At 46.5% G+C, this 2,301-nt stretch carries 1 protein-coding gene; it reads left to right on the top strand.

Annotation, left to right across the window (positions count from 1 at the left end; genetic code table 11):
- A partial coding sequence (locus ACP45E_RS04955; protein WP_141707229.1) for a calcium-binding protein occupies nucleotides 1-2,301 on the top strand: 2,301 nt, incomplete at both ends.

Genomic DNA, 2,301 nt, shown 5'->3' with positions numbered 1-2,301 from the left:
GGGCTAGGAGCGGATGTTTTCAATGTCGCCAGTGATGTGACCCAGCCGATCGTTTCCTACTCGGTAGAAGGTCGCAGCAGTTTCATCAACCACAGTGTATTTAGCGATGATGAAGCGTATAACGGCATTTTCGTCGATGGTATCTCGCTGAACGTTGCGAGTAAACAGAACGGCGCAGTCGCGATTAGCGAGCAAAACTTACTGGTCGAAGAAGCGGGCATTAACGACAGTTACCAGTTGTCCCTTAGTGTCGATGAACCGAATGTCACCACGATGGCTTATGTCACTGTCTCAGCAGCGAGAGCATCGAGCAGTGATAAAGCAAAAACGAATGAAGAAGCAGCCAGCATTCTGGTGTCACTGGATGGCATCAATTTCTACGAGTCATTGGTCATCACCTATGAATCAGGCGTTAACTGGGCCGATTCGAATACCATTCATGTTAAAGCCATTGATGACAGCGCGATGGAAGGTGGACGTGATTATGTGATTAATCACAGCGTCAGAAGTGATAACCCAGACTTTGATGGACTGGATATCGCTAATGTTGCGGTCAATGTATACGACAACGACCAAGCCGATATCATTGTTATTCCACAAGATGAAATTCGAGTCACAGAAGGCGGAGCGAGTGCATCGTTTGACGTTCGTCTATCAACTAAGCCTCTAGCGAATGAAACGGTCACGGTCTCTTTGGCGGAAATCTTAGGCAGTCAGGGCGCTCAGCTTGGTTTGAGTGATACAACATTGACGTTTACCGATAAAGATTGGGACACAGCTCAAACCTTTACTGTGACAGGTAAAGACGACTTAGCTGTTGAAAATCTTTACCAAGGCGGCGTGACACTGTCGGCCACCAGTAGCGAATTACATTCTGCTTATAATCAGGTGGCGAATGTAGATCAGAGTATCTCTGTCACGGATAACGACAGTGGTGCCGTGATTGTCAGCCAAAGTAACGGCTCCACCTTGGTCAGCGAAACGCAAACAGACGACTATACGCTTGTGCTGAGTAAGAAACCGACAGCGCCAGTCACCATTAATCTCCTTAATGATGGTCAGACATTGTTCTCTAGCAGCGACATACGATTTAACGCTGCGGATAAGACGGTGACTTTCACTGAAAACGATTGGGATACACCGATCAGTATTACGCTGAATGTGAATCCAGATTATCAAGTTCAAGAAGGGCAACCGGTACAAAATCCACCACTACAGCCGCATACGTTGACAGCAATAAAAGGTAAGTTGAATCTTGAGGGTGGTGTACCAGATGGTAAAAATCGCACGTTGAGCACAGCGGTTATTCTGCCAACAGAAACCGACAGTGATCTGCCAGTTAAAAACATTGAAGTTAACGAAGCGCAACAGACCGATGTATTGAATATATTTAATGATGGCAGTTTAGAAAAAGACACCGGAATTTTAAGCGATACCCTCTTAACCGGACTAGGAATGGGTGGAGGGATTGAATATAGCAATATAGAAGTGGTTGAATTGTTGCTGGGACAAGGTGATGACAATTTAACCGTGACCAATACAGCGGACAATAGCATTACAGTTGTTCATGGAGGCGGCGGTAGCGATACGTTAAATGTCACTGGCAGTGATGCAAACAGCGCATTGATACTGTTTGGTGATACCAGCCAAAATGGCTGGACCTATAATGCAACGTCTGATGAAAAAACAGAGAAAGCCAGAGAGTTCGCCAACCCAGGTAACGATACGATTAACGCCTTGGGCGCTAATGGAACGGTTACATTATACGGTGGTGCTGGAAACGATACGATCACGGGCAGTAACTTCGGTGACCATATCGCTGGCGGCTCAGGAAACGACACGATTTACGGCCTAGATGGCGATGATCACCTTTACGGTGACGCTGGGTTTAATGTCGATATTACCACGCGTTTCGACCTATCAAGCCAGGTTCTAACGGTGGTTAATCTCGCCGATCAAGCAAATGACAACGTAGAAACGTCAGATTCATTGGCTGTCGGTAATGACACGATTGATGCTGGGTTAGGCGATGATGTTGTGATTGCCGATAAAGGGTGGATCAATCAAGTGTCTGGTCTTAATCGCATTCTATCGACCTCCCGTGCTGATGTTTTAAACGTCACCAATGCTGGATTTGTTAGTAGCGGTGGGCAAGACACCGTCTTTGGCAATGCGGGCAATGATATCATCTTAGGGGGTCAAAACAGTGACAACCTATATGGCGGAAATGGCACTGCAGGCCCAATCATTCAAACCGAAGATAATGACGTTATCATCGGCGATATGGGCTCGGTTGTTCTT

Origin of the sequence: Vibrio genomosp. F10 str. 9ZD137, from assembly GCF_049974785.1 — a bacterium.
GTDB lineage: Bacteria > Pseudomonadota > Gammaproteobacteria > Enterobacterales > Vibrionaceae > Vibrio.
Note: the sequence above shows the minus strand (reverse complement) of the source record. Positions and strands in the feature narration are given on the sequence as shown.